Below are 23,219 nucleotides of genomic sequence, written 5' to 3' on the forward strand. Positions count from 1 at the left end.
TCTGCCGGTTCCATACCCGAAAGGAACAGACGATCCCGAAAGCGTAGGGAAAAGATTTCCTTACGGTTCTTAATAAAGCATGGGCCGTGCCAAAGATTTCTGAAAAGAGATGAAGAGAGCTGTGTTGTTCTGAACAGCCTGAAAACAGCGGCGAAAAATGAAAGGATCAGGCGGAGAGAGAAATGGGGGATTCGTTTTCTTCCTGCCGTGAGCAGGCAAGAATTGCTGCATCGCTGCCGGGATGATCGTTTCTGCGGGCAAGCAGCAGGGTGCGGGTTGCCTGTATCACGGTGGAGCGCTCTATGCCCCTGCTGCGCAGGGCCCTGAAGATGGTTTCCAGCTTTTCAAGTAAAGGAGAGTGCGCGGTTTCCATTGATTCTCCGGCTCCTTCTTTCCTGCAGGCGGAATAGACAGTTTAAAACAACCTTTTCAGGGGATTATGTCCTAATGGATGGAGGAGAGCAAGTGGTACTTGCATTTTGTGAGCAGCGCTTTGCAAAAGGAAACGCCCCGCCGGACCGTGAGGTCCAGCGGGGCAGCCATGAGGAAGGTGTGAAGGTACCTTGTCGTTGGCCTGGTTTCTGCCGATGCCGTTGTTAATTTGCAGGAGCTGCGGGAGCTGCGGGGGCAACGCCGTCAGCGTAAGGGCAATTGGGGTTGCGACCGTATCCGCGGCGGAAATCCTTGATGCCTACTTCCTTTTCAACCTGGGTTTCAAAGGCTTCGCGTTCTGCGCGCATCTTGGTGCCGATTTCCTTCATGTCCTGAACGAGCTGGGTGATGTACTTGGGGTCAACCTTGTCGTTGCCGGAAAGGGCTTCAAGTTCGGTGTGCTTGGCCCACATGTCGGTGCGCAGGGCTTCAGTCTTCTTGTAGTAGGCGTCCTGCAGGGCAATGAACTTGGTCTGCTGCTCGGGGGTAAGGTTGGCAGGCACGTAGTTGCCCATCATGCCGTGGCCCATACCGCCGCCCATGCCGCCACCCATGCCGCCGCAGTTGCTCATCATACCCTGGCCGTTACCCGGACCGTGACCACCGCCGTGGCCGCCGCCGTGCATGCCGGCGAAAGAAACAGAAGCGATGGCAAGAATTGCAAGAGCGAGGGTGGAAATCATGATGTTACGGGTTTTCATTATATTCTCCTTGTAAAATGGTAAGAAATTAACGGTTGTTGCCTTCAATCAGGAGATGCGCGTTGCCGGAACGGTTGTGCTGGCCCTGCATGGTCATGCCGTCGCGGTTGTGGCCGGACTTCATGTTGTGACGGTTCTTCATGGTGCCGTCTTCGTTCATGTTGGGGCAGCCGTTGTTCATCATCATGTGCTGGCCGGAGTTGTTCATGGTTCCGTGCTGCATGGGGCCGGCAAAGGCGGCGGTTGCGAGAGCGAGGGAAGCAAGGATGCCAAGGCCGAGAACGATGTTGGGAAGCTTCATTGTAATATCTCCTGAGGGTATATGTGTTCGTGAAATTGGTTTCACGTTACGTTTGTTCGGTCTGTTGTGTGCGTTGACTAACGGTCGTTGCCCTTAATCAGGTTATGCATGTTACCGGAACGGTTGTGCTGGCCCTGCATGTTCATGCCGTCGCGGTTGTGGCCCGGCTTCATGTCGTTACGATTCTTCATGGTGCCGTCTTCGTTCATGTTGGGGCAGCCGTTGTTCATCATCATGTGCTGGCCGGAGTTGTTCATGGTTCCGTGCTGCATGGGGCCGGCAAAGGCGGCGGTTGCGAGAGCGAGGGAAGCAAGGATGCCAAGGCCGAGAACGATGTTGGAAAACTTCATTGTGATATCTCCTGATACTTATATTGGTACGTGAAGTTGGTTCACGTTTTGCTTGTCTGGTATATAGCAATGGGTGTGCCAACAGTTGAAAGTGTTACGCATCAATTTGAAATTAAATGCAAAAATTCATAATGAAGCTTGTGAGTCCGGAGAGAAAGAAAACACACATGTGTATAATAGCTGTACAGTCCCCGAATGAGGGGTGTATAAAAAGTGAGCATGTGTATACTTTTCGACGGGAGACGGGCGGATCATGGAACTGACGACAATGAAATTACATAGAGAACAACGCCTGCCCGGGCCTTTTGCCTCTCCGTGGTTAGTTATCAGCGGGGCGGTTATTCTTGGCATTATCATAGTTGCCATGACGTTGCGGAACTTCGACCGTGACGGCACGCAGATGGCCACCATCCTGGAAGAAAAGGGAGCCTCGCTCATCAAGGCTCTGGAGGCCGGTGCGCGTACCGGCATCCGCAATCCTCAGGGGGCGGAAATGCGCATGCAGGTGCTTGTTGAGGAAATGGCTGACCAGCCTGATATCCTCTTTATCATGGTGACGGACCATACAGGCAGGGTGCTTGCGCACAGCGAGCCGGAAAAGCAGGGCGAGGTGGTGTTCTCTCCCGAGGATATGTCACAGCTCGAACCTGCCAAGGGTGTAAGCTGGCGCATCATGACCAAGGAGAACAACCGTGCCTTTGTGGTCTACCGGCAGTTCATGCCCCTGCAGGGGCGCGACGGCTGGTGGGGACGGGTGCACGGCGATGACCAGCAGGGCGGAACCATGCAGCAGGGCGGGGCCGGGGATTCTGGACATTCCTCCATGATGAACGGGCGTGGGCGCGGCATGGGCCGTATGCGTCATGACGGCCACAGCCGGGAGCTGATGAGTTTCTTCTCCACCCCCGACATGCCGCCCCCCATTATATATGTTGGTATGGACGTCACCCCTTTTGAACAGGCCAGAGACCGGGATGCCCGCCATGCCATGGTCATGGCAGGTATGCTGCTTCTGCTGGGGCTTGCAGGACTCATCTCGCTGATATGGGCGCAGAGTGTGCGGCGTTCGCGCCAGATGCTGCGTGATTCGCAGGCCTTTTCCGCCGAGATTATCGCCAGCCTGCCGGAAGGGCTTGTGCTGGTGGATGGTGATGGCCGGGTGGCGCTTGTAAACGGCAAGGCCGAGGAACAGCTCGGCGTGACGTATGACACCGTTCGCGGCAAGCGGCCGGAAGACGTGCTGCCCCGCGCCATGACGGAAGCCCTTTCGGTGCTGTCGCGGGAAGGACGCATGCATGAAGCGGAAACGGAGTGCCTCATCAATGGCGGTGCCGTCATTCCCATGAGCATCAGCGGTGCGCGGGTGTTTGGTCAGGAAGGAAATGAAGGCGGTGCAGATGCCGAGCATCTGGCTGATATCCTGATTCTGCGCGACCTGCGCGAGGTGCGGCGGTTGCAGCAGGAAGTGCGCCGCAAGGAAAAGCTGGCTGCGGTGGGCTCGCTTGCCGCAGGCGTGGCGCATGAGATTCGCAATCCGCTCAGTTCCATCAAGGGCTATGCCACCTATTTCGGCACCCGTTTTCCTGAAGGCAGCGAAGACCGTGCCGCCGCATGCATCATGGTGCAGGAGGTGGACAGACTGAACCGCGTCATCACGGACCTTATCGGTATTTCAAGGCCCTCGGACATCAAACGGATCGAGGCGGATATTTGCGAGCTTGCCCGCCACTGCGTGCGTCTGCTCGGGCCGGACGCTGCCGCACAGGGCATTGCCGTTTCGTGCGATTGTGCAGAAGGGGTGCCCCACCTGTTTGTCGATCCTGACAGGCTCTCGCAGGCGTTGCTGAACATCTGTCTGAACGGGATGGAAGCCATGGCAGACGGCGGCGAGTTGAACATGGCCATTGATGTCGAGGACGACGAGTATCTGCGCATCCGTATTTCAGATACGGGCCACGGCATAACGCCGGACGCGCTGGCACGCATATTCGATCCCTACTTTACGACCAAGAGCCAGGGGACAGGGCTGGGGCTGGCCATTGTGCACAAGATCATTGAAGCGCACGGCGGCGTAATCAGCGTTGTTTCCCGGACTGCAGATACCTGCGCTGCCGCTTCCGGCTCTGCTCCTGACGAGGCAAACGGCGCTCCGGCAGGAGCGCAGGGCGGAACCACCTTCACCATACTGCTGCCGCTCGATGCGCAGCAGGACGCTTGAGGATGACCATGAGTACCATTCTGATTGTAGACGACGATACCGCGCACCGCACCATGCTGCGCACGCTGATCAAGGGGTGGAATTACAACGTGGAGGAGGCAGACGACGGCACTGTCGCCGTGGAGAAGGTGCGCCTTACCCCTTATGATGCCGTGCTCATGGACATTCGTATGGTGAAGATGAGCGGCATTGAAGCGCTTCGCGAGATCAAGGCATTCAATCCGGCCATTCCCGTGCTGATAATGACGGCCTATTCGTCTGTGGAAACAGCGGTTGAGGCCCTGAAGATCGGAGCATATGACTATCTGACCAAGCCGCTGGACTTTGATGTGCTCAGGTTCACGCTGGACAGGATGCTCGACCATACCCGCCTTGCGGTGGAAAACCGCACCCTGCGTGAACGGCTTGAAGGCCGGGGGGCGCAGGGCATGATAGGCAAGAGTGCGCCCATGCTGGAGCTGACGGAAATGATCCTCACCGTTGCGCCCACGGACGCCACAGTGCTTATCAGCGGTGAATCCGGTACCGGCAAGGAGCTGGTCGCAAACGCCATTCATGTGGGGAGCGAGCGGTCGGGCAAGCCCTTTGTGGCAGTGAACTGTGCGGCCCTTACTGAGACGCTGCTCGAATCCGAGCTCTTTGGCCATGAAAAGGGGGCCTTTACAGGAGCTGACAAGCGGCGAGAAGGGCGCTTCATGCAGGCTGATGGCGGAACCCTGTTCCTTGACGAGATAGGCGAGATTCCACTGGCCCTGCAATCCAAGCTGCTGCGTGCTCTGCAGCAGGGTGAAGTGCAGCGAGTGGGCAGCGACACGGTTCTTCACGTGAATGTGCGCGTTATTGCGGCCACAAACCGCGATCTGTACGAAGAGGTGCAGGCGGGCAAGTTCCGTGAAGACCTGTATTACAGGCTGAACGTGATCGGGCTGCGCGTGCCTGCACTTCGCGAGCGGCGCGATGATATCCCGCTGCTTGCGGATTTCTTTCTGCGCCGGTTTGCGGAAAAGAACCGCAAGGCCGTGAAGGGGGCAACCCCGCAGGCCATGGACGCGCTTGTGCGGCATGACTGGCCGGGCAACGTGCGTGAGCTGGAAAATGCCATGGAGCGGGCCGTGATCATGACAACCGGCGAGTACGTCACCCTTCGCGAGTTGCCGCGCAATCTTTCTGATGCCCAGATCAACGATGTGCCCATTACGGCGGACGGAGAACCGGCCCTTGCGGGCTTGTCGCTGGATGAACTGGAGCGGCGTGCCATAATGGCCACGCTCAAGGAATGCGCCGACAACAAGAGCGAAGCAGCGCGACGTCTCGGCATTACCCGCGCCACCCTGCATAACAAGCTCAAGCGCTACGGCATGGAGTAGGGCGAGCCCTGTGTCCGGGCGAGACTGTCTCTGAGATTGCCGCACTGCGCATGTTCTTTTCCCTGCCTGCTGTAAAGGTGAAGTCGGGAGCAAAACCGAGTTGGAGGTTGGTTGTGAATCGAATTTTTCACGCGGGTCTCGTGGCGGTGGCGGTGTGTCTCGTTCTGCTGCGGGTGAATGCGTATGCCTTTGATTCCGGCACGCTGCGTGATGCAGTCATGATGGAAGAAAAGCGCCTTGGTGCGCGGATAGGCGTTGCTGTACTTGATACAAGCGACGGTTCCGGCTTCGAGTACAAAGGCAGCGAGCGTTTCCCCATCAACAGCACCCACAAGGCATTTCTTTGCGGGGCCTTGTTGCAGCAGGTGGATAGCCGTATTCTGTCCCTTGCCGATACCGCCGTGATTCATGAAGGCGACCTCGTGACCTATTCGCCGGTTACAGAAAAATATCTGGCCCCCAGGGCGATTGCCTACAGCGAGCTGTGTAAGGCGGCAGTGAGTTACAGCGACAATACCGCTGCCAATGTGGTTGTTGACAGAATAGGCGGGGTGGCGGCTTTTAATCGCTTCATGCAGTCGCTTGGCGATAGTGTGACCCGTATGGACCGGAAGGAACCGGAGATTAATGAGGGTATTCCCGGAGATCTGCGGGATACCACCACGCCTTCGGCAGCGGCTGCAAGTTTGCACGCCATGCTCTTCGGAAAGGTTCTGTCGGAGGATTCTGCAGAGCTTCTTGCGGAGTGGATGAAGGGAGACGCCGTTGCAAATGCGCTGTTGCGCAAGTCGCTGCCAACCGGTTGGAGCATTGCCGACAAGACCGGCGCGGGAGGCAACGGTTCCCGTTCCATCATCGCGGTGGTATATCCCCCCGCGAAATCCCCTTGGATTGTATCCATCTATATTGCCGAAACAAAGGCAACCATGGCCGAACGCAATGAATCCATCGCACGGCTGGGGCAGGTGCTGTTTCCTGTGATGCAGTAGCCGGATGTGCTGTGCCTGCGGGGGAAGTGCGAGGCAGGAATTGTCTTGCGTTCCTTTTGTAATGCAGCATAGTCTGGGGTAAGGTTACGTAAAGCACAAAGGCCGGACAGAGATTCTGTCCGGCCTTGTATTGTATTCGAAATGGCGTGAAACTATACGGTGATGTTGAGCAGGGTACCCACCTGCGGCTCTACGGCCGAGGCACCCAGTCCCACGTTCTGGGCGAGGATGGCGGTAAACGGGGTGTTGCCCTGTTCCGCAAGAAGCTTGTCGGCTTCTTCCAGCGCCAGCTTGAGGGACTGCTCGGGGTTGTTGGTGTCTTCCATGGCTTTTTCAAGGATGGAAAGAACATTGTCGGCGGCATCCTGTCCGGCAGTTTCCGTCACCTTGCCAAGGGCGGTGGAGAAAGACTGCGACAAAGAGGTCATGCCCGGTGTTGCGGCGAAGAAGCGTTCTTCAAGGCCGTTGTCGAAGAAGTCGTTCATCTCGGCATTCAGGTCGTCGTTGAGGAAGTTCATGAGATTGTCGCCCTCGGCCATGCCGAAATTGCGGTCAATGAACTTCACGCTGTCGAGCAGTCCTGCGCCGAGTGATTCTTCCGTCACCTCACCGTTGCCTATCCTATTATATACCATGCCCATGACGGCGGTGGCGGCGTGTTTGCCATACCGTTCCTGCACGAACTCCACGGTGCGTTGCAGGGAGCCTGCAAGATCGCCGGTGTCGTCGCCGAACTGCTGCTGAAGCTGCTCAATGGCTGCGGGGTCCTGCAGGTCTTCCGGCTTGGGTGGCGTGATGCGGGAAACAACATCGGCCGCAAACGTGGCCGACGTGTCTTTGCCTCCCTGAATGGAGGCAGAAAGGTGCCCGTTGCCCATGATGCGACCAAGCCCCCCTTCGTGTTCGAAGAGGTTGCCGAATCCGTATCCGTTTGACTGGATGCTGTTCATGGTTCGTAGCTCCTGCGCGGCCTTCGCCTCTGCCTGATCTGCGGGGCAGCCGGACTCGGGCGCGTGTATCGTTGCCTTTCCCCTGCGCAACTCGCGGCGAAGATGCGCGCGGCGCGGGGTGTGTATGTTCCACTAAAGCATATCGTCACGGGTGCAAAACTCTTTAGAGTCTGATACTCTTCCACCCATGGAATATAACAGGCGATGCGGATTTACAAAATTGTCATATATTGGACGTCGCGCCATCAGGGGTTTGTTGTCTATTTCACAAAATTGTTATCAACTAAAGCTTGATTGACGTTCATTTTTTAACTATTTTGTAAAAACTAGCCTCAAAAAAGAGTGGCCTCAAGCGTTTCTGCCTGATAAGGTCCTGTTTTATATGCACTGGCACTGTACGTGCTATGCGGGATAAAGCCCGCTTGGGCTGGTCATACAAAGAAAATCCCCGTGGTCGGGAGTTGCATCAAACTTCTTGTAAGGAGCTGTAGACATGAGCGGATCCCAGGCTCGGCTGAACGCCACCACTGCCGTCAACAACTTCAGGGCTACCAACAAGCCCTTGAACTTCATGGATGAGAAGCCTACCGATCTCTTCGGTTGTAACGTCTTCAATGACAAGGTCATGAAGGAACGTCTGCCCAAGAACGTGTACAAGTCTCTGAAGCGTACCATCGACATGGGCGACAAGATGGACCCCTCCATTGCCGATACCGTTGCCAGCGCCATGAAGGACTGGGCGGTTTCCAAGGGTGCCACTCACTACACCCACGTATTTTACCCCCTGACCGGCCTGACCGCAGAGAAGCATGACGGCTTCCTCGTTCCCGACGGCAAGGGCGGCGCTCTTGCGGAGTTTTCCGGCAAGCTGCTGATTCAGGGCGAGCCTGACGCATCCAGCTTCCCCAGCGGCGGCCTGCGCACCACCTTTGAAGCCCGCGGCTACACCTGCTGGGATGTGACCAACCCCGCCTACATTCTTGAAAACCCCAACGGCACCACCCTGTGCATTCCCACCGCGTTCGTTTCCTGGACCGGCGAAGCACTGGACAAGAAGACCCCTCTGCTGCGTTCGCAGCAGGCCCTGAACAAGCAGGCCCAGCGCGTGCTCAAGTTCTTCGGCAAGGCTTCTGATGAGCGCGTTGTTTCCTTCTGCGGACCCGAGCAGGAATACTTCCTCGTCGACCGCAACTTCGTTCTGAACCGTCCCGACCTGCAGATCTGCGGCCGCACCCTGTTCGGTGCCCCTTCTGCCAAGGGGCAGGAGATGGAAGACCACTACTTCGGCGCCATTCCGCCCCGCGTTCTTTCCTTCATGATGGAAGTTGAGCGCGAACTCTACAAGCTTGGCGTGCCTGTGAAGACCCGCCATAACGAAGTGGCTCCCGGTCAGTTCGAAATCGCCCCCATTTTTGAAACGTCCAACCTTGCCACCGACCACAACCAGATGGTGATGACCACCCTCAAGGAAGTGGCTCTGCGTTACGGCATGGTTTGTCTGCTGCACGAAAAGCCCTTTGCCGGCATCAACGGCTCCGGCAAGCACGTGAACTACTCCGTGGGTAACGCCACCCTCGGCAGCCTGTTCGATCCCGGCGACACCCCGCACGAGAACATGCAGTTCCTCGTGTTCTGCGCTGCCGCCATCCGTGCTGTGCACAAGTACGGCGCACTGCTGCGTGCAACCGTTGCTTCCGCAAGCAACGACCACCGTCTGGGTGCCAACGAAGCTCCGCCCGCCATCATGTCCGTGTACCTTGGCGAACAGCTGACGGACATCTTTGAACAGCTCAAGAAAGGCGGTGCCAAGTCCTCCAAGACCAAGGGCGACCTGCGCGTGGGTGTAGACACCCTGCCGCCTCTGCCCATGGACGCCGGCGACCGTAACCGTACCAGCCCCTTTGCCTTCACCGGCAACCGCTTCGAATTCCGCGCCGTGGGCTCCAACATGTCCATTGCCGGTCCTCAGGTAGCGCTGAACTCCATGCTCTCCGAGTCGCTGGACTACATCGCAACGTCTCTTGAGAATTGCGTAAAGCCCGACCTCTCCAACCTGAACGAGTGTGTGAGCAAGCTGCTGCAGGATATCGTGAAGAAGCACGAAGCTGTTGTCTTCAACGGCGACGGCTACTCCGAAGCATGGCACAAGGAAGCAGTGGAAAAGCACGGCCTCGAAAACCTGCGCACCACCCCTGAAGCCCTGCCCGTGCTGGCCCGCAAGGAAGTGAAGGACCTGTTCGTCAAGTACGAAGTGTTCACCGAGCGCGAGCTGGACAGCCGCCAGAACATCTACCTTGAGCAGTATGTAAAGACCGTCATGACCGAAGCGCAGCTGGTTATCCGCATGGCCCGCACCATGATCTTCCCCGGTGCTGTGCGCTACCAGAATGAACTGGCCGAAACCTGCGCCAACCTGCGCGCCATCGGCAAGGACTGCGTCATGACTTCTCTGGACGACCTTACCGCCAAGCTGCGCGGTCTGCAGAAGGCTGCCAACGATCTGGAAGAACTGCTCGGACAGCACTTTGACGACCTGCAGGCCGAAGCCACCTTCCTGTGCGAAAAGGTTCTGCCCAAGATGCTGGAAGTACGTTCCTTCGCAGACGCTCTTGAAGTTGTGGTTGCAGACGACCTGTGGAATCTGCCCACCTATCAGGAAATGCTCTTCATCAAGTAGGGCAACGCAGCTTCATCCCTGCCGCTTCCCTCGTGATAGAATGATAAGGCCCGCCGTAAGGCGGGCCTTTTTTTGTTGGTCGGAGATTGGGTCAGAGTCGGAGTGGTGAGGAGCGTTTCGATCTGGAGCTGTCTGAAATGAGAGCGTGGGCTGGGGAGGGCAGGCTGAGTGAGGTACAGGCGCGTTTGCGCTGTGCAACACGCGCTGAAGCTGCAAATGGAAAAGGCCGACCGGATTATCCGGTCGGCCTTTGTAATCGTACTGTATCAGATGCGCTTACTTGCGGTGGGGAGCCAGCTCTTCGAGGAAGCGGGGGTCCACTTCAAAGCCCAGTTCAACGGCCTTGTCCACATTTTCGATGGCAGCATCGAAATCGCCGCGTTCCAGCGCAACCAGAGCGAGGTTGTTGTATGCCGGAGCAAATCCGGGATACATGGCAATGGCCTTCATGCTCACCTTCTCGCTCTCGTCAAGCTCGCCCATCATGTACAGGGCGCTGGCCATGGTGGCCTGAGCCTGAACAAAGTTCTCGTCCCATTTAAGGGCCTTCTTGGCGCATTTGAGCGCTTCTTCGGCTTCGCCGCGCTGCAGGTGCACAAAGGCCATGTTTGCCCACGGCACAGGGAATTTTGCGCGACACTGTGCAGCTTCCTGATTGTAGCGCAGGCAGCCGTCAAGGTCGCCACGCTGCAGGCAGATGCCGCCGAGCTGAATCAGGGCTTCCGCAAAGCGGGGAGAGTTACGCAGGGTTTCGAGGAAAGAAGCTTCGGCACCTGCCCAGTCGCGCTTGGAAAGCAGCGCCACGCCGAGATTGTAGTGGTGGTTGGCGCATTCTGCATTCTGTTCGATGGAGGCGCGCAGGTCGGCAATATACTCGTCGATGTTGTCGTAGCTAGCTTTCATAGTCGGTGTACCCCTCGTCTATCAGAAGATTGTAGTACCAGACGCAGAAGTCGAAGACGCCTCGAACCTTCTCGTCTCTGTTGATTATGCCCACGGCTGTTTCCAGAGCGCCGCGTCCATAGTCATTGCTGTATTGGCCTTTGTGGTTCTGCAGGAACTCGCGCACCAGCTGCTGCGTTGTGCGCTTGGAGATGTCCATGCGCAGTTCCATGGGATCGTTGGGTTTCTGGAAAGGATCCCATTTATCGTATCCGATGCGGTCGACATACTTGCGACGGCGCGGATTCATCTGCTCATAGATTATACGCTTCTGTTCCTCTTCCTCGGGTGTGAGGAGTCGATCGGAACCGTCGCGGTACATGGTGGCGGAAATACTCATTTCTCTGCGTCCTTCTTGGGCGTGCGGACACCCAGATACTGTTCATCGTATACGGTGAGCAGCGCCATGGAAACGGGTACGAACACGCCGGAAAGTTCGCTGAATTTGGACTGGACCCTGTCTGCAATTTCCTGACTCAGGGCGATCAGACGGTCCTGTATCTTGTCCATATGCACGGTGGGGTAGGGCTTGCCCTTTTCAAAGGCAGCCTTGCCGCAAGTGTGCGCCTTGCCGCCGATGGCGGTGGGAATGCCGTAAAGACGGCAGGTGATGGGGCGGTGCTGGTACAGCTCGCAGGATTCGCCTGTACCCAGCAGGGGGCAGCGCAGGCGTTCGCGGGCCATGTTTTCGAGAATGGTCTGTGTGTCGACTCCGGCCTGCGAGTCGCGGTAGGCCTGCCGCTTGAGCTTGTACGACTTGCGGTCTGCTTCGTTGGCTCGGATGATGATGTTTGAGCGGCCCTCGCCGTCGCCGAAATTCTCTATGAAGCTTTTGTTCAGGTACATGGCTTCAACGAGACTGAGGTCAAAGAGGGCATGGCAGCAGTCGCTGCAGCCTTTTTCACAGGTCACACATTTGGGATGCTGTTCGGCAACTTTGGCGAACACGGTATCCACTTCGGCAACCAGTGCTTCATATCTGTCGAAAATATCAGAAAAATCCGGTAACATTCACACGCTCCTTACCCGTAGCCCCGCAGGCGAGTACTATCGGCAACTGATCATGAACAGGAAAAGCGGCCCCATACGCGGGTGATACGGACGCCGAACACCGCCACATGAATAGGGACGATTTTTGCCGCTGGCAAGGGCAATGGTTTAAAAGCGCGCTTTTCCCGCGGTGGCGGCACAGGCAGAATCCCGGAAGCGGGAAAAGGACCGGACGGTCGGAGAGAGACGGGATGCAGCCTTTCTCGCGGGTAAGGCCCTGTTTACTGCAGGCCGCCAGATACTGAAAACGGACGGTGGAAAAGCAATTTCCACCGCCCGGCTCAGATCAAGTGCGTAATAGGTAATTACGACTGATACTTAAACTTCTTCAATGGTGATGGCGTCGGACTCGCACACTTCGATGCAAGATTCGCAGCCCAGACATTCTTCTTCGTTCACCGGAACAGCCTTGCCGTCCTGCAGTTCGTAAACTTCAACGGGACATACGTCTACGCATTCGCCGTCGCCGGTGCACTTGTCGTGATCAACAGTTACGTTCCAACCCATGGTATTCCTCCAGGTTTATTTTGATTCCTTACGGGAATCTTCTAAATTCAGGTCCCGTGCTCCGAGAGCTTCGGAAATCGGGGACATTGGACTCATCGATTTTGCAGATAGCTGTCAGCTTAGCGGGTGTCAAGGCTTGAAGCGTATTATCAGAAGACATTTGAAAGCCGTGCCGGAAAAAATACGCTGAGCATTCATTAACACACATATATTATTGCATTTTCATGCGGACGTAATAACCGCGTCCTTCGCGGGCAACAAGCATGAGAACAGTGGCATCCAGCCGGTGCTTGGTGAAGGCATACAGGTAGTTTCCGTATGTCTGCATGGCTATGCCGCCTATTTTGACTATGATGTCACCTTGTTGCAGGCCCAGCTGGGCTGCCGGACTGCCTGCGCGGATAGACTGGACAGTGAGCCCGTTCTTCGCTGCGACGGCCACAAAGCCCCATCGCTGCTCGGCAAGCTTGCGGGCAAGGTCGGGCGCAAGGGCCACGGTGCGCAGGTTGAGCGTCATGTCCCTGCCGTCGCGCTGCATGCCCAGCCGCACCAGTTCGTTTTGGGTGTGGTTGCGCAGCAGCTGCAGGTAGTGGTCGTTATCCTCAACAGTTATGCCGTTCAGGCTGAGCAGAACATCGCCCGGGCGAATGCCCGCGCGTGCCGCAGGCGTATCGTCATACACTTCCGTCACCAGCATGCCGCGGGTGGATTTCATGCGCAGCCACGAGGCCATGCGCTGATCGATATTCTGGCCTGCAACGCCGAGCCAGACGGGGGAAACGCTGCCCGTATCAAGCAGTTCGGCCACGGCGCGCTTTGCCTTGTCGATGGGAATGGCAAAGCCTATGCCCTCTGCCTTGGCGAAGATGGCCGTGTTCACGCCGATGAGCTGGCCTTCAATATTGAGCAGGGGGCCGCCGCTGTTGCCGGGATTGATGGCCGCATCGGTCTGGATGAAGTCTGTGAAGACGCCCTGTTCTGTCTTGATGGAACGGTTGAGGGCCGAGACAACCCCCGTGGTTACCGTATGCCCGAATCCGAAAGGGTTGCCGATGGCAATGACGGTTTCTCCGGGCATGATATCTGCCGAGCTGGCCATGGGGGCTTCCGGCAGGTCGGTGGCATTTTTGAGACGGAGCACGGCAAGGTCGAAGTCCGGGTCGGAGCCGACCATATCTGCATCAAACGAGCGGCCGTCCTGCAGCAGAACCTGAATGGCGGTGGCACCCTCTATGACATGGGCGTTGGTCAACACCAGTTGCTGCTTGCCGTCAATAATGACGCCGGAGCCGAGGCTCTGCTGCATCTGCTGGGTGGGAATGCCGCTTCTGCCCAGAAATTCGCGGAAGAATTCATCCTGAAATATGTCCCCGAAGGGCGATGCGCGTCGTTCCACCATGCGCTGGGTGGTGATGTTGACAACGGCGGGGGCCACCTTCTGCACTGCCCGGACAACCGGCGTGATGCGCTGGCTTTGGCTGGCTTCCAGCGCTTCATAGGCAGTGGCGTTCATGGCGTGTGCGGGAAGCACGCAGAAGGCGAGCAAGGCGGTCATGATGGTGAAAAGCGTGTATGCAGTCGGACGGCTCATGGAATATCCTTTTCTCGTCGGGCCGGTGGCCTCGAGTTGTATTTCATCTTCGGACGCTAGCACGCATGGGGGTGGGCATTCAAGAAAAGATGCAGTCCCTTTCATTACATTCTACCATACCATGCGGCCGCTTGCCATACAGAGGCATTGTGCGTAGCGTGTCGGCCACTGGAAATCCAAGAGAATCAACGGAGATCATGAGTCATGGAACAGCTTTTTGCCAGTGCCGTGCAGGCCATTGCCCCTGTAGACAGAAATTTCGAGGCAGCCGGTCAGGCGCACCTGGATGATTTGACCAAACCCAAGGGCAGCCTTGGCCGTCTGGAAGAAATTGCCCTCAGATTATATTGCATTCAGCGCGGCGTGCGTCCGCTTTCCGCAGACCCCGCGCGTATTTATACCGTTGCCGGTGACCACGGCGTGACCGCCGAAGGCGTATCCCTGTTTCCGCAGGAAGTCACCCGACAGATGGTGCTTAATTTTCTCTCCGGCGGAGCGGGCATAAACGTGCTCGCCCAGACCGTGGGAGCTGATCTCATGGTTGTGGACGCGGGCAGCTGCGGCGGGGAGTATCCCGAGCATGCCAAGCTGCTGCAGCGCAAGGTGGCACAGGGCACCGACAACTTCGTGAACGGCCCTGCCATGAGCCGCGAGAATTGCCTCAAGGCCCTTATGCTCGGCATAGAGCTGGCCGACTTGGCCGCTGCGGACGGATGCCGCACTGTGGCGACCGGTGAAATGGGCATTTCGAACACCACTCCGGCCACGGCACTGTATAGCGCCTACCTCGGTATTGATCCGGCGGATATCACCGGTGCGGGTACCGGACTGGACGCCAAGGGCATAGTGCACAAGACCCGCGTGATCGTCCGTGCGCTGCAGGCGAACAAGGCAGCCATTCAGACCGGCGATCCCGTGAACGTGCTGGCCGCTCTGGGCGGGTATGAAATTGCCGCGCTCGCTGGGCTTATCCTTGGTGCCGCCAAGAATGAACAGGTGGTGCTGGTGGACGGCTTCATTTCCACTGCCGCCTACACTGCGGCTGCGGCCATCTGCCCCCACGTGCAGGAATATGCTTTCTTCTCCCATGCCTCGGCAGAGCAGGGGCACCGCAAGATCCTGGGCGCGCTCGGCATCAAGCCCCTGCACGACCTCGGCCTGCGTCTGGGCGAAGGCACCGGTGCCGCGCTTACGCTGTTCCTGCTGCGTTCCGCCTGCAATGTCTTCAACGACATGGCGACCTTCAGCGGTGCAGGCGTGACCAAGGGTGCGGAATCACTCTAGGCATCGCACCGGATAGATTTGCTACATGGAAAAAGGCCGCCTTGGGGCGGCCTTTTTCGTGGGTCGTGGCGTTTATGTGGGCTTGGGGTTTCGTTAGGCAATGGTGACGGTATCGTCGAGATACACGTCCTGAATGGCATTCAGCAGAGCGACGCCGTCCTGCATGGGGCGCTGGAACGCCTTGCGGCCGGAGATAAGGCCCATGCCGCCTGCCCGCTTGTTGATGACTGCCGTGCGCACGGCTTCGTTCATGTCGTCCGCACCGCCTGATGCGCCGCCGGAGTTGATGAGACCGGCGCGGCCCATGTAGCAGTTGGCGACCTGATAGCGGGTAAGGTCGATGGGGTGGTCCGTGGTCAGGCATTTATAGACCGCAGGGTGGGTCTTGCCGAAATTGACGGCAGTGTAGCCGCCGTTGTTCTCCGGCTGCTTCTGCTTCACGATGTCGGCCTTGATGGTCACGCCAAGGTGGTTTGCCTGACCCGTCAGGTCTGCGGAAACGTGGTAGTCCACGCCGTCCTTCTTGAAGGCATTGTTGCGGGTATAGCACCACAGAATGGTGGCCATGCCCAGTTCTTGCGCCACTTCAAACGCCCGTGCCACTTCGATGATCTGCTTGTTGCTGGTGGCATGGCCGAAATAGATGGTCGCGCCCACGGCAGCGCAGCCCATGTCTCTTGCCTGCTTCATGGAGGCGAAGATGATCTGGTCTTCGAAGGTGGGGTAGGTGAGCAGTTCGTTGTGGTTGAATTTGAGCACAAAGGGAATTTTGTGCGCGTATTTTCTGGCCACCATGCCCAGAACGCCGAGAGTGGAGGCAACGGCATTGCAGCCGCCTTCAAGGGCGAGCTTCACAATGTTTTCAGGGTCAAAATAGATGGGGTTGGGCGCGAACGATGCGGCCGCGGAATGCTCTATGCCCTGATCCACGGGCAGAATGGAAAGGTAGCCGGTTCCGCCCAGACGGCCATGGTCAAAGAGCTGCTGCAGGCTGCGCAGCACGGGAATGGGGCGGTCTGAGTGGGCGAACACGCGGTCGATGAAATCGGGACCGGGCAGGATCAGGCTATCCTTTTTGAAGGTTTTGCATTCGTGGGCAAGTAGATATTCAGCGTCTTTGCCGAGTTTGTTGGCAATATCTGACATGGATCGGTTCCTCCCTTGGCGGAATTGGTCATATGCTCCCAAGCATACATCAACAGGGCATGTCCGACATTATAATGATTGCATCTGGCCGTTATTCACGGCGAGTGACTGTTCCGTTCCCGGGGTAGTCTGTACTTTTATTGGCTATTGTCTTACGTCAGTCTGTACCGTACGGCAGGCCGGGCGCTACCGGCTGCGTTTTTTTGTGCCTGCCTGCGGCCGCCGCTGGCGGCTTTTCCCGGTAACGGAAATCGCGGCGCGGGGTGTATCCGCCGCAGGACCTTCATATGCAGAATAACGTGACCATTGCCAGCCGCATCGGTTTGCTGCTGCTCTTCATGATAGTGTTTGCCTCGGCCATTGGCGTTACCTACACCTACTTCATGGGCAAGGTTGAGTCCGACGCCATCATGGAAGCCAAATCCGCCATGATGGAAGGATACGAGCGTACGCTGCGGCAGTCTGTGCAGTCCCTCGCCCACGTGCTCGGCGATGTGGTGCAGGAGGCGAAAGCGACCGGACAGGACCCCAGACTCGCCCTGCGCGAGGCCATTCGCGGCATCCGCTACGAAGATTCCGGCTACTACTTTATATATGATGAGCACGGCGTGAACGTGGCGCACCCGCTGCATCCTGAATTTCAGAGCACCAACCGCTACGAGCACGAAGACCCCAAAGGCAATCCCTACATCGCCGCGCTGGGCGAAAAGGCCGCAAAGGGCGGGGGCTATGTCACCTATCTCTTCAACAAGCCCAACGAGGCGGTCATAGCGCCCAAGCTGGCGTATGCCGAAATGATCCCCGGCACCTCGTTCTGGCTGGCCACCGGTATCTATATCGATGCCATCGAGGCGGAACAGCTGCGCCTGAGCACCCGTCTGGATGCGCATCTGCGCAACGCCATTCTCACGGTCAGCACGGGTACCATACTTGTGCTCATCATCATTGTGCTGCCCACCAGCCTTGTCATGGTGAACGGTATTCTCAAGCCGTGGAAGCAGATGGAAAAAGAGCTGCGCCATGCGCAGAAGATGGAAGCCATCGGCATATTCGCGGGGGGCATAGCCCACGATTTCAACAATATTCTCGGGGCCATAACCTCGTGCAGTGAACTGGCCCTGTCTGATACACCGACAAACAGTCCGGTGCATGAAGACTTGCGGCATGTGCTCAAGGCGGCCAAGCGGGGCAAGAATCTGGTCAAGCGCATCAAGGCATTCAGCCGCAGGACGGACGCCCCCCGTCACGCCGTGAACATGCAGAGCGTGATCAAGGAATGCATGCACCTTCTGCAGACCTTTATTCCCGCCACCATCGACGTGCGGGTGAAAATCAACGCCCACGGCGCGCAGGTGCTGGCCGATCCTGACCAGCTGCTGCAGGTGGCCATGAACCTGTGCACCAACGCGGAGCAGGCTATGCGCGGCATGAAGGGCGTGCTTTCCGTCACGCTGGATGTGGAAGACCTTTCCGTTGAGCGCGCCCGCGCGCTGGCTCTGCCTGCCGGAGTGTATGTACGGCTGGAGGTTGCAGACACGGGCGTGGGTATGAAGCCCGTTGTGGCCAAGCATATCTTCGAACCCTTCTACACCACCCGCAAGAAGAGCGGCGGAACGGGGCTTGGTCTTTCCATGTCGCATTCCATTGTCAAGATGCACGGCGGGGCAATCACGGTGCGCTCAGTGCCCGGCAAGGGCAGCACGTTTACGGTGCTGTTACCCTGCACGGGCATTGCCGAGGAGAGGGAGAGCCACGAAGAGGTTGCCGTGCTGCCCAGAGGCACGGAAACCATTCTGCTGGTGGATGATGACGAGGATATGGCCTATTCCGTGAGCAAGCTTTTCAAGCGTCTGGGCTATGATGTGGTCTGCAAGACGAGCAGTCCCGAAGCGCTGGATTACTTCGCCTCGGACCCCGAAGGCGTGGACCTGATGCTGACGGACCACATGATGCCCTCGCTGACGGGGGTTGAACTGACCCGCGAAGTCCATAAGATACGGCAGGATCTGCCGGTTATCCTCTACAGCGGGTTCGAAGGCAGCGGGCTGCTGCCGAGAATTCCCAAGGACTGGAAGACCGTGGGGGTTTCTTCCTTCTTCACCAAGCCTTTTGAAACCGTGGAATTGTGCAGTGCAGTGCGCCGGTTGCTTGATGAGCATAAGAGCGTATCCGTGGCTGCGAACGATGAGGCGACAGACGATGACCCGAGTGCTCATTATTGATGATGACGAATCCATGCGCTACGCCCTGACGCGGGCAGTGCGGCGCATGGGCCATGATGCCGTTACGGCAGAAGATATCGGCTCAGGCCTTGCCCTTGCGCGGCGTGAAAATATTGATGCCGTGTTTCTGGATGTGCACCTGCCGGACGGCAACGGGCTGTCCATTCTGTCCGATCTTGCCCAGTGCCCTTCGGCACCCGAAGTGATCATCATCACGGGCGAAGGCGATCCGGACGGGGCAGAGCTGGCCATCAACAACGGGGCATGGGACTACATAGAGAAAACGGACTCCATCCAGAAGATTTCCCTTACCCTCAAGCGGGCGCTGGACTACCGCCGGGAACGGACAGGGGCGGCTGCATGCCAGCCTGTGCGTGCTCTGCGGCGGGACCGCATAGTGGGAGACAGCGTGGGGCTTGGCCGTTCGCTCGACATGGTGGCGCAGGCGGCGTGGGGAGATTCGAACGTGCTCATTATCGGGGAAACCGGTACGGGCAAGGAGCTGTTCGCCAGAGCCATCCATGAGAACAGCGCGCGGGCCGAGGGACCGTTTGTGGTGGTGGACTGTGCGGCGCTACCGGAGAATCTGGTGGAATCCATTCTCTTCGGACACCGCAAAGGGGCGTTCACCGGAGCGGATCAGGACCAGACCGGGCTGGTTATTCAGGCGGACGGCGGCACCCTGTTCCTCGACGAAGTGGGCGAACTGCCCCTGAACATGCAGAAGGCATTTCTGCGGGTGCTGCAGGAGCGCACCGTGCGGCCCATAGGCAGCAAGGCCGAGGTGCACAGCAACTTCCGGCTTGTGGCGGCCACCAACCGCAATCTGGAGCAGATGGTTTCCGATGGCGCTTTCCGCAGTGATCTGCTCTTCAGGCTGCAGACCATCCGCATAGATATTCCTCCGCTCAGGGAGCGCAAGGGCGATATCCGCGCGCTGGCGGCGCACTACATCGATATTTACTGCGCCCGTGCAGGCATGGAGCTCAAGGGGTTGAACTCCGACTTCCTTGATACGCTGGAGGCAAATGACTGGCCCGGCAATGTTCGTGAGCTTATTCATACAATCGAACATGCCGTTGCCGCTTCCGCCTCTGAGTCTGTGCTGTTTTCGAAGCACCTGCCCCCCAGCCTTCGGGCATCTGTGGCGCGCAACCGTATGACGTTGCAGCAGGATGTGCCCGCAGGGGGGCCTGTCCGTCAGGGGGGGGCTGCCCCGCAGCAGGCCATGCAGCTTGCGGGAATGGAGCTGCCGCCGCTGGCAGAATTTCGCGAGGCGGCAATCAATGAGGCTGAGAAGAACTACCTGCAGGCGCTTATGGTCAGTGCGGAGGGGAACATCAAGGAGGTCATACGGCGCTCCGGTGTTTCCCAGTCCCGTCTGTATGCGCTCCTCAAGAAGCACAACATTTCGTCACAGGACCTCTAACGTCTGATGACATGTAATCCGCCAGCGCAATGTGACATGCACGCCGCCGGCGTCAGGGAATATGCACTCTGTCAGTGTCGGGTGACAAGTATCCGCTGGCGCCAGATAGCATGTATCCCGTTAGCGTCAGCCACCATGCACTTCGCCAAAGGCAGTCGGGAAAAACGCCCGTCCCGGATAGCCGGGGCGGGCGTTCTGTGTGCCGGAAAGACTACTTGCCGAGCTTTGCCAGAAACTGTGACATGATCATGGCGCCGGCCTGCGCCACGTTGAGAGAGTCGAAGTCGTTGCGCATGGGAATGGTCAGCGAGATGTCTATGCGCTTGCCCACGTTGGGGCGGATGCCCTTATCCTCGTTACCGAGGACCAGCACGGCGGGCGTGTGCAGCTTAGCGGTGTACAGGCTTTCGGCATTGTCGCCCATGTAGGCGCCGTAAACGAAGTAGCCCATTTCCTTGGCCAGCTCGAGAGTACGGGAAAGATTGGTGGCCTTGGCCACGGGCAGCTTGCCCAGCGCTCCGGCAGAAGCCTTGGCAGCGGCAGCGCCGAGGAAGGAGGCATTGTGCTTGGGTACGATCAGGCCGCCACCGCCTATGCCGTACAGAGTGCGGGCCAGAGTGCCGGCGTTGCCGGGGTCCTGAACCTGATCAAGTACCAGCACCAGCGGCAGGTGGGCGGAAAGGCCCATTTCGAGAACGGTGTCTTCTTCAAGAAAACCCGCATCAAAAATCTTGGCGACAACACCCTGGTGGTTGCCGTTGAAAAGCTTGTCAAGCACCTGTTCCTGCACAAAAGTAAAGCGAATTTTATTTTTTTTACACAAATCAGTAATAATATTAATATCTTGTCCTACTTTTCCCTTGCGAATAAGTACAGAATCTATTTGTTCGGGAGAAGTTTTCAGACGCTCCGCCACAGGCTTGGTGCCGGGCAGAATCCCACCGTTATCATTATAATTATCGTTAGACATGTCTCTTTCCTGACTGGAGTTCTTGAAAATCTTTAAAAAATGAGTGATGTTGCGGTGTATTGCTTTGTCCTCTGGATTACGGTAGTGGCATAATCCAACATAGGATGCAGATACTCTGCCGGAGTTGCCAACGCAAGTGGGCCCAACTTCTAAAACGGAATATGCATGCAAAAAATACTACCCAGCAAATATTCTGCGACGATGATTATCGGGCTTATGCTCGTTTTTTCCCTTGGTGCGTGTGCTCCCAAACAGACGGTTCTTGACTCCGGTCCGGTGGTCAAGGCTCCTGTTGACGGGGCTGTCTGCGAGCCGGGCTCTATACAGGCGTCCGGTGATCCGGATGTTCCCAGTGAAGATGTCTCTTCTCTCGACGAAACGCCCGGTCAGGACTCCTCTCCGCTGACTGCGGAAGAACAGGAGGCCCTGAACACCCGTCTCGATATCAATATTGATATGGATGACAGCGACCGCGAGATCGTCGAACAGTATTTCAAGTACTTCACCCACTCCCGCCGCGAAGTGTTCGAGCGTTATCTTGAGCGTGCCGAACTCTACCTGCCTTATGCACGCAAGGTGTTCAAGGATAAAGGTCTGCCTGACGAAGTGGTGTATCTTGCATTTGTGGAAAGCGGATTCAACCCCAATGCCTATTCCCGTGCCGGTGCTGCCGGTATGTGGCAGTTCATGCCGTACACCGGACGCAAGTATGGTCTGAAGTATGACTGGTGGATTGACGAACGCCGTGACCCCTTCAAGGCAACCCATGCGGCTGCCGACTATCTCAACAAGCTGTATGCCGACTTCGGCGACTGGTATCTGGCCATTGCCGCGTATAATGCGGGTGAGGGCAAGATCGGTCGCGCCATGAAGGGCACCGGCGCTGAAAGCTTCTTCGAGCTTACCCAGAAGAATGATCAGCTGAGCCACAAAGCCCAGCTGCGTCAGGAAACCCGCCACTACGTCCCCAAGTTCCTCGCCATCGTGAAGATCATGCGCAACCTCGAGAAGCTGGGCTTCAAGCCCATCTCTCTGGACTGCGGTGTCGAGCTGGCGGAAATGCGGGTAAAGGGCGGCACCGACCTTCTGGCTCTTTCGGAATCTTGCGGGCTGGAGTGGAAGACCTTCTCTTCCTACAATCCGGCGTTCAGCCGTCAGGTCAGCCCGCCTGATCACGATGCCACGATCTACCTGCCTGCCAAGCAACTTGCCGCAGCCAGCACGTTCGTCGCCTCTTCCAAGTCCCGTCCCTATGCAGGCTGGAAGTCTTACTCCATAAAGTCCGGCGATTCCTGGTATCGTATAAGCCGTAAGTTCAACGTGCCGGTGACAGTGCTCAAGAGCGTGAACAAGAACTCCAGCAATGTGCTGCGGGTGGGCCAGTTGGTCATGATCCCCGGCGGCGGTTCCAGTTCGGCTGTTGCGTGGGATATGTCCCGTGCAAAGACCCGCTCCATAGCTCAGAAGCGCAGCAACTACCGCGTGCAGACCGGCGACACTCTTTCCGCCATTTCCCGCGAAACCGGTGTGAGCTTGCAGACTCTGATGGAAGCCAACGGGCTTACCGCAAAGTCTATGCTCAAGGTCGGCCAGAAGCTGTACGTTCCGGACAATTCCTTCAAGAAGACCGTTGCCTCGCGCAAGCAGGCTGAAGAAGTTAAGAAGTCTATTGTATATAGTGTTCGCCGTGGCGAATCCCTGTGGTCCATCGCCCGCAAGTTTGGCGTGTCCCACCAGGACGTGATGCGCTGGAACCAGCTTGATAAGCAGAGCCAGCTGCACCCCGGTGATCAGATAAAGCTGTTTGTGAACTAGCTGATCATTATTCGAGAGTGTAAGGGCCCCGATTTATCGGGGCCCTTTGTTTTTCCGGAGTGCCCTATGCGCTGTGAAGGCCTGAGCTGGCAGGGGTAAGGGCGGGGTGGGGGAACGCCGCAAGAATGAAGGAATATAGTTATTCAGTAAAATTGGTATGTTGCAGTTTAATGCAGGAATAATCCAAAAACCTTGTTGACGTGCGTCGCTGATTTGCTTAAACCCTCCTTCCCTGCACCGGCAGGGACAGTTCTTTCACATCACGAGTTCTTCCATCT

The 23,219-nt window shown here is 57.4% G+C and carries 20 protein-coding genes; 8 read left to right on the top strand and 12 right to left on the bottom strand.

Annotated elements, in window-relative coordinates; all coding sequences use genetic code 11:
• Window positions 1-166: 166 nt before the first annotated feature.
• The 4 genes from HUV30_RS15360 to HUV30_RS15375 all read right to left on the bottom strand — a co-directional run bounded on the left by HUV30_RS15360 (window position 167) and on the right by HUV30_RS15375 (window position 1,784).
• Window positions 167-373, bottom strand: a complete 207-nt coding sequence (locus tag HUV30_RS15360) for a hypothetical protein (protein ID WP_174406385.1) — start codon at window positions 371-373, stop codon at window positions 167-169.
• A 223-nt stretch (window positions 374-596) separates the two neighbouring features.
• Complete coding sequence (locus HUV30_RS15365; protein ID WP_174406386.1) at window positions 597-1,133, bottom strand: periplasmic heavy metal sensor; 537 nt, start codon at window positions 1,131-1,133, stop codon at window positions 597-599.
• A 28-nt stretch (window positions 1,134-1,161) separates the two neighbouring features.
• On the bottom strand, window positions 1,162-1,434 hold the full coding sequence (locus HUV30_RS15370) for a hypothetical protein (RefSeq protein WP_174406387.1): 273 nt from the start codon (window positions 1,432-1,434) through the stop codon (window positions 1,162-1,164).
• A 77-nt stretch (window positions 1,435-1,511) separates the two neighbouring features.
• On the bottom strand, window positions 1,512-1,784 hold the full coding sequence (locus HUV30_RS15375) for a hypothetical protein (protein ID WP_174406388.1): 273 nt from the start codon (window positions 1,782-1,784) through the stop codon (window positions 1,512-1,514).
• A 268-nt stretch (window positions 1,785-2,052) separates the two neighbouring features.
• On the opposite strand from HUV30_RS15375, the gene HUV30_RS15380 reads away from it, so the two are divergent.
• From HUV30_RS15380 to bla, 3 genes are all read left to right on the top strand, one after another.
• A complete protein-coding gene (locus tag HUV30_RS15380; protein ID WP_174406389.1) occupies window positions 2,053-4,002 on the top strand; it encodes an ATP-binding protein in 1,950 nt (649 codons plus the stop codon).
• A gap of 2 nt (window positions 4,003-4,004) precedes the next feature.
• Complete coding sequence (locus HUV30_RS15385) at window positions 4,005-5,369, top strand: sigma-54-dependent transcriptional regulator (RefSeq protein ID WP_174406390.1); 1,365 nt, start codon at window positions 4,005-4,007, stop codon at window positions 5,367-5,369.
• 113 nt (window positions 5,370-5,482) lie between these two features.
• Window positions 5,483-6,358 (top strand): class A beta-lactamase, encoded by an 876-nt coding sequence (gene bla / locus HUV30_RS15390; RefSeq protein ID WP_243452213.1) that lies wholly within the window; start codon window positions 5,483-5,485, stop codon window positions 6,356-6,358.
• Window positions 6,359-6,510: 152 nt separating this feature from the next.
• Here the strand turns inward: bla and HUV30_RS15395 are convergent, their stop codons facing one another.
• Window positions 6,511-7,308, bottom strand: coding sequence for a hypothetical protein (locus HUV30_RS15395; RefSeq protein ID WP_174406392.1), 798 nt, complete (start codon window positions 7,306-7,308; stop codon window positions 6,511-6,513).
• Between the two features lie 493 nt (window positions 7,309-7,801).
• Between HUV30_RS15395 and HUV30_RS15400 the strand changes: the two genes are divergently transcribed.
• Window positions 7,802-9,985, top strand: coding sequence for a glutamine synthetase III family protein (locus tag HUV30_RS15400; protein WP_174406393.1), 2,184 nt, complete (start codon window positions 7,802-7,804; stop codon window positions 9,983-9,985).
• A 276-nt stretch (window positions 9,986-10,261) separates the two neighbouring features.
• On the opposite strand, the gene HUV30_RS15405 is transcribed toward HUV30_RS15400, so the two are convergent.
• The 5 genes from HUV30_RS15405 to HUV30_RS15425 all read right to left on the bottom strand — a co-directional run bounded on the left by HUV30_RS15405 (window position 10,262) and on the right by HUV30_RS15425 (window position 14,075).
• Window positions 10,262-10,888: a tetratricopeptide repeat protein gene (locus HUV30_RS15405; protein ID WP_174406394.1), complete on the bottom strand. Its 627-nt coding sequence runs from the start codon at window positions 10,886-10,888 to the stop codon at window positions 10,262-10,264.
• Complete coding sequence (locus HUV30_RS15410) at window positions 10,878-11,267, bottom strand: hypothetical protein (RefSeq protein ID WP_174406395.1); 390 nt, start codon at window positions 11,265-11,267, stop codon at window positions 10,878-10,880. Before HUV30_RS15410 ends, HUV30_RS15405 begins: the two co-directional genes overlap by 11 nt.
• Window positions 11,264-11,938 (bottom strand): YkgJ family cysteine cluster protein, encoded by a 675-nt coding sequence (locus HUV30_RS15415; protein ID WP_174406396.1) that lies wholly within the window; start codon window positions 11,936-11,938, stop codon window positions 11,264-11,266. The genes HUV30_RS15410 and HUV30_RS15415 overlap by 4 nt, the downstream gene beginning before the upstream one ends.
• A gap of 357 nt (window positions 11,939-12,295) precedes the next feature.
• Window positions 12,296-12,484, bottom strand: coding sequence for a ferredoxin (locus HUV30_RS15420; protein ID WP_174406397.1), 189 nt, complete (start codon window positions 12,482-12,484; stop codon window positions 12,296-12,298).
• 211 nt (window positions 12,485-12,695) lie between these two features.
• Window positions 12,696-14,075 carry a trypsin-like peptidase domain-containing protein gene (locus tag HUV30_RS15425; RefSeq protein ID WP_174406398.1) on the bottom strand — a complete coding sequence of 460 codons (1,380 nt, stop codon included), beginning with the start codon at window positions 14,073-14,075 and terminating at the stop codon, window positions 12,696-12,698.
• A 204-nt stretch (window positions 14,076-14,279) separates the two neighbouring features.
• On the opposite strand from HUV30_RS15425, the gene cobT reads away from it, so the two are divergent.
• A complete protein-coding gene (gene cobT, locus HUV30_RS15430) occupies window positions 14,280-15,359 on the top strand; it encodes a nicotinate-nucleotide--dimethylbenzimidazole phosphoribosyltransferase (RefSeq protein WP_174406399.1) in 1,080 nt (359 codons plus the stop codon).
• Between the two features lie 93 nt (window positions 15,360-15,452).
• Here the strand turns inward: cobT and HUV30_RS15435 are convergent, their stop codons facing one another.
• Window positions 15,453-16,505 (bottom strand): class I fructose-bisphosphate aldolase, encoded by a 1,053-nt coding sequence (locus HUV30_RS15435; RefSeq protein WP_174406400.1) that lies wholly within the window; start codon window positions 16,503-16,505, stop codon window positions 15,453-15,455.
• 287 nt (window positions 16,506-16,792) lie between these two features.
• On the opposite strand from HUV30_RS15435, the gene HUV30_RS15440 reads away from it, so the two are divergent.
• Together HUV30_RS15440 and HUV30_RS15445 are read left to right on the top strand one after the other, a co-directional pair.
• Window positions 16,793-18,727, top strand: coding sequence for a cache domain-containing protein (locus HUV30_RS15440; RefSeq protein WP_174406401.1), 1,935 nt, complete (start codon window positions 16,793-16,795; stop codon window positions 18,725-18,727).
• The gene (locus HUV30_RS15445; RefSeq protein ID WP_174406402.1) at window positions 18,705-20,156 is read left to right on the top strand and encodes a sigma-54-dependent transcriptional regulator; all 1,452 of its coding nucleotides are present in this window, start codon (window positions 18,705-18,707) and stop codon (window positions 20,154-20,156) included. The genes HUV30_RS15440 and HUV30_RS15445 overlap by 23 nt, the downstream gene beginning before the upstream one ends.
• 211 nt (window positions 20,157-20,367) lie before the next feature.
• Here the strand turns inward: HUV30_RS15445 and rlmB are convergent, their stop codons facing one another.
• Window positions 20,368-21,126, bottom strand: coding sequence for a 23S rRNA (guanosine(2251)-2'-O)-methyltransferase RlmB (gene rlmB, locus HUV30_RS15450; RefSeq protein WP_174406403.1), 759 nt, complete (start codon window positions 21,124-21,126; stop codon window positions 20,368-20,370).
• A gap of 165 nt (window positions 21,127-21,291) precedes the next feature.
• Between rlmB and HUV30_RS15455 the strand changes: the two genes are divergently transcribed.
• Entirely contained in the window at window positions 21,292-22,941 is a 1,650-nt protein-coding gene (locus HUV30_RS15455) for a LysM peptidoglycan-binding domain-containing protein (RefSeq protein ID WP_174406404.1), read from the top strand.
• The last annotated feature ends 278 nt before the right edge of the window (window positions 22,942-23,219 follow it).

It is taken from the genome of Desulfovibrio subterraneus (assembly GCF_013340285.1).
GTDB classification, from domain to species: Bacteria; Desulfobacterota; Desulfovibrionia; order Desulfovibrionales; family Desulfovibrionaceae; genus Halodesulfovibrio; species Halodesulfovibrio subterraneus.